This is a genomic window from Nitrincola sp. A-D6 (assembly GCF_000764495.1).
In the GTDB taxonomy this organism is placed as follows: domain Bacteria; phylum Pseudomonadota; class Gammaproteobacteria; order Pseudomonadales; family Balneatricaceae; genus Nitrincola.
Genome location: NZ_JRLB01000001.1, coordinates 20,908 through 27,201, shown reverse-complemented (window position 1 = coordinate 27,201; position 6,294 = coordinate 20,908). Strand labels below are relative to the sequence as shown.

5 protein-coding genes and 1 pseudogene are annotated in these 6,294 nt (G+C 54.1%); all 6 read left to right on the top strand.

The features are described from left to right. The first annotated feature begins 140 nt into the window (after positions 1–140). The 6 genes and pseudogenes from xdhB (at position 141) to LH51_RS24550 (ending at position 6,272) form a co-directional block, all read left to right on the top strand. On the top strand, positions 141–2,045 hold the full coding sequence (gene xdhB / locus LH51_RS00110; protein WP_442934796.1) for a xanthine dehydrogenase molybdopterin binding subunit: 1,905 nt from the start codon (positions 141–143) through the stop codon (positions 2,043–2,045). After that, on the top strand, positions 2,045–2,902 hold the full coding sequence (xdhC, locus tag LH51_RS00105) for a xanthine dehydrogenase accessory protein XdhC (protein WP_036518571.1): 858 nt from the start codon (positions 2,045–2,047) through the stop codon (positions 2,900–2,902). The genes xdhB and xdhC overlap by 1 nt, the downstream gene beginning before the upstream one ends. Further along, positions 2,889–3,395: a 2-oxo-4-hydroxy-4-carboxy-5-ureidoimidazoline decarboxylase gene (gene uraD / locus LH51_RS00100; protein ID WP_036518569.1), complete on the top strand. Its 507-nt coding sequence runs from the start codon at positions 2,889–2,891 to the stop codon at positions 3,393–3,395. The genes xdhC and uraD overlap by 14 nt, the downstream gene beginning before the upstream one ends. A 37-nt stretch (positions 3,396–3,432) precedes the next feature. Further along, positions 3,433–3,774: a hydroxyisourate hydrolase gene (uraH, locus tag LH51_RS20995; RefSeq protein ID WP_036518567.1), complete on the top strand. Its 342-nt coding sequence runs from the start codon at positions 3,433–3,435 to the stop codon at positions 3,772–3,774. 3 nt (positions 3,775–3,777) lie between these two features. Further along, positions 3,778–5,079: a guanine deaminase gene (guaD, locus tag LH51_RS00090; RefSeq protein ID WP_036518564.1), complete on the top strand. Its 1,302-nt coding sequence runs from the start codon at positions 3,778–3,780 to the stop codon at positions 5,077–5,079. A 3-nt stretch (positions 5,080–5,082) separates the two neighbouring features. Further along, positions 5,083–6,272 (top strand): annotated as a pseudogene (locus LH51_RS24550) (urate hydroxylase PuuD). Positions 6,273–6,294 lie beyond the last annotated feature (22 nt).

Genomic DNA, 6,294 nt, shown 5'->3' with positions numbered 1-6,294 from the left:
TGTTTTGACCCAAAGCGACATTCGCTATGCCGGCCAGCCTATCGCGCTGGTGGCTGCCACCAGCGAAAAAGCCGCGCGGCAGGCCGCCTTGTTGGCAGAGATTGACTACGAAGCCCNAGACACCGCAACTGGATGCAGAAGTGGCACTGGCCAAGCAGCAGCTGTTGCGACCCAGCCACCGCATGCAACAGGGAGATTGCGCAACGGCCTTGCAGCAGGCACCTATTCAACTGAGCGCGAAGATGCAGGTCGGTGGACAGGAACATCTTTATCTGGAAGGCCAGGTCAGTCTGGCGGTGCCGGGTGAAGATGGTGACATGTTGATCTACACCTCCAGCCAACACCCCAGCGAGGTGCAGAAACTGGTGGCCGAGGTATTAAACCAGCCGTTGCATAAGGTCACGGTGGATATGCGTCGCATGGGCGGTGGCTTTGGCGGCAAGGAGACTCAGGCCGCACCCTGGGCCTGTTTGGCCGCGCTGATGGCGGCTAAAACCGGTCTGGCGGTTAAGCTGCGCCTGCCCCGCAAGGACGATATGGTCATGACCGGTAAACGTCACCCGTTTGTGAACCGCTATCACCTTGGCTGTGACGATCAGGGTCGGCTACTGGCAGCCGATATTGAGGTCATCGGTAATGGCGGCCACTCACCTGATCTGACCGATGCCATCGTCGATCGCGCCATGTTTCACGCCGATAATGCCTACTTCCTGCCCAATGCTGACATTCGTGGTCACCGGGTCGCTACCGATACCGTATCGCATACAGCCTTTCGAGGTTTTGGCGGACCGCAAGGCATGTTAATTATTGAACGCGCCATGGATGATATTGCCCGACACCTGGGCTGTGACCCTCTGGATATCCGCAAGCGTAATCTTTATAGCGAAAAAAGGGATCTGACCCCTTATCATCAGCGGGTGGAGTTTGCCACGCTGCAGCGTTTGGTTACGGAGCTGGAACAGAGCAGTGACTATCGTGCGCGGCGCGAAGCGATTACCCGGTGGAACCGCAACAGCGCTATTCTCAAGCGCGGGCTGGCGCTGACACCGGTGAAGTTTGGTATCTCTTTTACCCTGCAGCACCTGAACCAGGCGGGTGCATTGCTACACATTTACACCGATGGCAGCATCCAGCTCAACCACGGCGGCACGGAAATGGGCCAGGGACTGCACATCAAGGTAGCCCAGGTAGTTGCCAGTACACTGGGGGTGGATTTGCAGCAGATACGCATTACCGCCACCCGCACGGACAAGGTACCCAACACCTCGCCCACAGCCGCCTCCAGTGGCTCTGATCTGAATGGCAAAGCGGCCGAGCAGGCCGCACTGACGCTGAAGCAGCGACTGAGTGACTTTGTTGCCGAACAACAGGGTGTTCCGCTGTCGCAGATCCGCTTTTGCAACAATCGGGTCTGGTGGGATGATAACCAGTCAGTGACTTTTGCCGAGCTGGTACAGCAGGCCTATCTGGCCAGAATTTCCCTGTCGGCGACCGGCTATTACCGTACTCCGAAAATCTGGTATGACCGGGAAAAAGCCCAAGGCCGTCCCTTCTTCTACTTTGCCACTGGTGCCGCCGTTTCTGAGGTATTAGTGGACACCCTGACCGGTGAATACCGGCTGCTACGAGCCGATATTCTGCATGATGTCGGCAAGAGCCTGAGTCCGGCCATCGATATTGGCCAGATAGAAGGGGGCTTTATACAGGGCATGGGCTGGCTGACTACCGAGGAGTTAGTCTGGAATAAGGAGGGACTGCTACTCAGTAACTCACCCGCCACTTATAAAATTCCGGCGATCAGTGACACCCCACCGGTGTTTAACGTCAGGCTGTTTGATCAAGCCAATGCTGAAGATACTCTTTACCACTCCAAGGCTGTAGGTGAGCCGCCGTTGATGCTGGCAATCTCTGTCTGGTCTGCCCTGCGCGATGCCATCAGCAGCCTTAGTGACTACCGTATCAGTCCGGATCTGGATACTCCCGCCACACCAGAGCGGGTACTGGGTGCTATTGAGGCACTGAAAGCACAACAGGAGGCCAACTGATGATTCGTTGGAGTGATGCACTGGCCGAATGCCAACGCAGTGGTCAGCCCCACGTACTGGTCAGTGTGATCAGTACGGAAGGCTCCGTACCGCGCAACCCTGGCAGCAAAATGCTGGTGACTGACAATGCTTTGATCGACACCCTGGGTGGAGGCAATCTGGAATGGCATGCGCTTGAATACGCGCGCCAACTCTTGTCTGAGAGGAAAAACGCACAACGCCTGCAGAAGTTTCCACTGGCAGCCGTGCTGGGTCAGTGTTGCGGCGGCAATGCCTCACTGCTGTTTGAATGCTTTTATCACGTCAGCCACTCGCTTTGGTTGTTTGGTGCCGGTCATGTCGGACAAGCGCTGAGCAAAATCCTGCAAGACTTGCCACTCAGGCTGCACTGGGTTGATAGTCGGCCAGAGCAGTTTCCAGCCCAACTAGCAACTGACATCATAAAGCACCATCCAACTGACCCGACAGAGGTTTTCAGTCAGATAAATACAAATGACTCGCTGCTGATCATGACACATTCGCACGATCAGGATTACCGCCTGTGTGAAGCCGCATTAACACAGCAACACCAGGGATTTATCGGTTTAATCGGCTCAGATACCAAGGCAGCACGCTTTCGCCATCGCCTGCGGCATGCCGGGTTCAGCTCCGGGGAGATTGGCCGTATTGGATGCCCTGTTGGCGTTACCGGCCTGGGTGGTAAACGCCCTATGGAGGTAGCGGTTTCCATTGCTGCTCGGGTCATTCAGCACTACCGCAGCCATCAACCCGAAGAAGGCATACACCAGGGCCTATCGACAGCCGAACAAACCGAACTGAACACGCAACTTCAAGAGACACACAATGACACTGAATGAACTCAATCAACTCGATCCGCAGACAGCCGCTACTTGCTTGCAGCAATGCTGTGTCAGTGAAGCCTGGGTACAAGGCATGTTACAGGCGCGGCCTTTCAGCAACGAAGCCGCGCTCTTCGCAGAAGCTTCGCGCATTTGGGCAGGACTCGAAAAAAGTGACTATCTGCAAGCCTTTGAAGGCCACCCGAAGATCGGCGATGTGAGTTCCCTGCGCGCCAAATATGCCAACACCAAAGCCCTGGCCGCAGGCGAACAATCCTCTGTCGACAGCGCCAAAGAAGCCACGCTAAAGGCTCTGGCTGAAGGCAATCGACAGTATGAAGCGCGCTTCGGGTACATTTTTATTGTCTGTGCCACGGGTAAATCAGCCGAGGAGATGCTGGCACTGCTGACAGAGCGATTAGCCAACGACCCGGAAACCGAAATCCACCTGGCAGCCGAGGAGCAGAACAAGATCACCCGCATCCGCCTGGAAAAACTACTCCAGAACTAATACTGACAAAACTAACACTGACAAGCAGGACAGACGTATGAGCCAAATCACAACCCATATACTGGATACCGCCAAAGGCTGCCCGGCCGCAGGCATTCCCATCAGCCTTTACCACCTGGATGAGGGAAACTGGATTGAAATCAGCCAGGGAGTCACTAATCAGGATGGTCGCATTGCCGACCTGCTGGCAAAGGACATCACCCTGACCGCAGGCCGTTACCGTATGCGCTTTAGCCTGGAGGACTACTTTACCTCACAGGATCAGCCTGCGTTTTATCCTCAGGTGGATATAGAGTGCAACTTGAGTGGTGCTGGCGATCACTACCACATTCCCCTGCTGATTAGCCCGTTTGGCTATACCACCTACCGAGGCTCCTGACACATGAACCAGCATGCCTTTCGTGGATCTGTTCTGCACTATCTGGAAGATCCCCTAACCCATGCCGAACACGCCAGCGAGTATATCGAAGATGCCCTGTTGCTGGTTGAGGATGGCAAGATCAAGGCTCTCGCACCCTATGCTGAGCTCATCTCTACGCTGGACCCTTCAGTCAAACTGGTGGACTACTCGGGCAAACTGCTCATGCCCGGCTTTATTGATCTGCATAGCCATTATCCGCAAACGGAAATCATTGCCTCCTATGGCAAACAACTGCTGGACTGGCTGAATAACTATACCTTTCCGACTGAAAGCAAATTTTCTGATGCCGCCTATGCGAAATCCATTGCCGAGCTGTTTATTGATGAACTGCTGCGCAATGGCACCACCACCGCCATGGTCTTTGCAACCGTGCATAAGGCGTCGGCCGATGCATTTTTTGAAGCGGCTGCCGCACAGAACCTGCGGATGATCGCAGGCAAGGTGTTGATGGACCGAAATGCCCCCGCGGCCTTATGCGACACCGCAGAATCGGGCTATGCCGAATCAGCTGAGTTGATCGAAAAGTGGCATGGCAAGCAGCGCCTATCCTATGCCGTGACACCGCGCTTTGCTCCGACCAGTACGCCGGAGCAGCTCCATAGTGCGGGCCAATTGCTACAGAGCTATCCTGATGTTTATCTGCAAAGCCATCTGGCTGAAAACCATGATGAACTGACCTGGGTTGCCGATCTGTTCCCCAAGGCACGCGACTATCTGGATGTCTATGAGCAAGCGGGTCTGCTGGGATCTCGCTGTGTCTATGCCCATGGTATCCACCTGAGTGATTCAGCCTGTGAGCGTCTGGCTCAATCAGGCACGGTACTGGCGCACTGCCCCACTTCCAACCTGTTTCTGGGCTCTGGATTATTTGATATGCAACGCATCAGCGCACAGGGTATCCGCTATGCCCTGGGAACCGATGTAGGCGGCGGCACCAGCTTTTCCATGTTCCGCACCCTGGCTGAAGCCTACAAAATCCAACAGCTGCAACAGCACTCGTTACACCCTCACCAGTCCTTGTATCTGGCCACCTTGGGTGGTGCCCGCGCCTTATCTCTGGATCATCTGATCGGTAACTTTTTACCCGGGAAAGAAGCGGATTTTATTGTTGTGGATCCCCAGGCAACCCCGCTGCTCAGTTTCAGAACAGCCCAGTGCGAGAGCCTGACCGAGATGCTGTTTGCCTTAACCACCCTCGGTGATGACCGCTTAATTTATGCCACCTATATTCTTGGCAATCTTGCTTACCTTCAGGAGAATTAAATCATGGATCCCTATTTGTATGACTGGTTGAACTTGGTCGTGCGACTGCTGCACGTTGTCACCGCCATTGCCTGGATAGGTGCATCCTTTTACTTTATCTGGCTGGATAACTCGCTGGAAGAACCGCCACAGTGGAAAAAGGACAAGGGCATTAAAGGGGACCTGTGGTCCATTCATGGCGGGGGAATTTATGAAGTCGCCAAATACCAGCTCAGTCCGGAAAAAATGCCCAAACACCTGCACTGGTTCAAGTGGGAGGCCTACTCCACCTGGATTACCGGGATACTGCTGCTGACGCTGATTTACTATGTCGGTGCTTCCAGCTATATGATTGACCCATCCAAGGCCGATCTGGCCCCATGGCAGGCGATTGGTCTGGGAGTCGGCAGCATCGTCGCAGGGCTGTTGGTTTACGAACTCTTGTGCCGCACCCCCTTGGTCGATAAAGAGTTGCTATTTGGCTGATTCTGCTGGTTGTGATTGCATTTCTCGCCTGGTTTCTGAGTCAGTATATTGGTGATCGTGCGGCTTATATTCATATCGGTGCGTTGATTGGTACCTGTATGGCGGCCAATGTGTTCACCACCATTATTCCATCACAAAAAGCGCTTATCGGAGCGATTGAAAGAGGTGAGTCACCAGATCCCATTTACGGTCTGAATGCCAAACGCCGTTCCACCCATAACAATTATGCCACCATCCCGGTGCTGTTTATTATGCTCAGCAATCACTCACCGATGACCTATGGGCATGAATATGGATGGGCGATTTTGACCGCGTTGATAGTGATCGGTGCCTGGGCCCGACATTTTTTCAATCTGCGCCATAAAGGCATCGTCAAACCGTCTATTCTGATTACAGCGGTACTGGCGTTTGTTGTGCTGGTGCTGATCGCACGCCCACAGCCCATGGCTCAAATGGAGGTAGGTGAGGCACAGCTAACAGATAACCAGGCCTTTGCCATAGTGATGGAGCGCTGTGCAACCTGTCATAGCCGCAGCCCTACAGATGATATCTTCGTGGTCTCTCCCGGTGGCGTGTTCCTGGAAAGTGGCACTGATATACTGCGCTTGCTGGATAGAATTGAAGCCAGAAGTATCCTGACACATGATATGCCTTTTCTGAATAAAACCGAGATGACGCTGGAAGAAAGAGCCTTGCTGGCTGACTGGATAAAACGTACAAAAGGCTGAATGCATACCTAGGAGGCTATCC

Coding starts and splice junctions, on each gene's coding strand:
- uraH (WP_036518567.1), top strand. CDS start 3,433: ATGAGCCAAATCACAACCCATATACTGGATACCGCCAAAGGCTGCCCG.
- uraD (WP_036518569.1), top strand. CDS start 2,889: ATGACACTGAATGAACTCAATCAACTCGATCCGCAGACAGCCGCTACT.
- guaD (WP_036518564.1), top strand. CDS start 3,778: ATGAACCAGCATGCCTTTCGTGGATCTGTTCTGCACTATCTGGAAGAT.
- xdhC (WP_036518571.1), top strand. CDS start 2,045: ATGATTCGTTGGAGTGATGCACTGGCCGAATGCCAACGCAGTGGTCAG.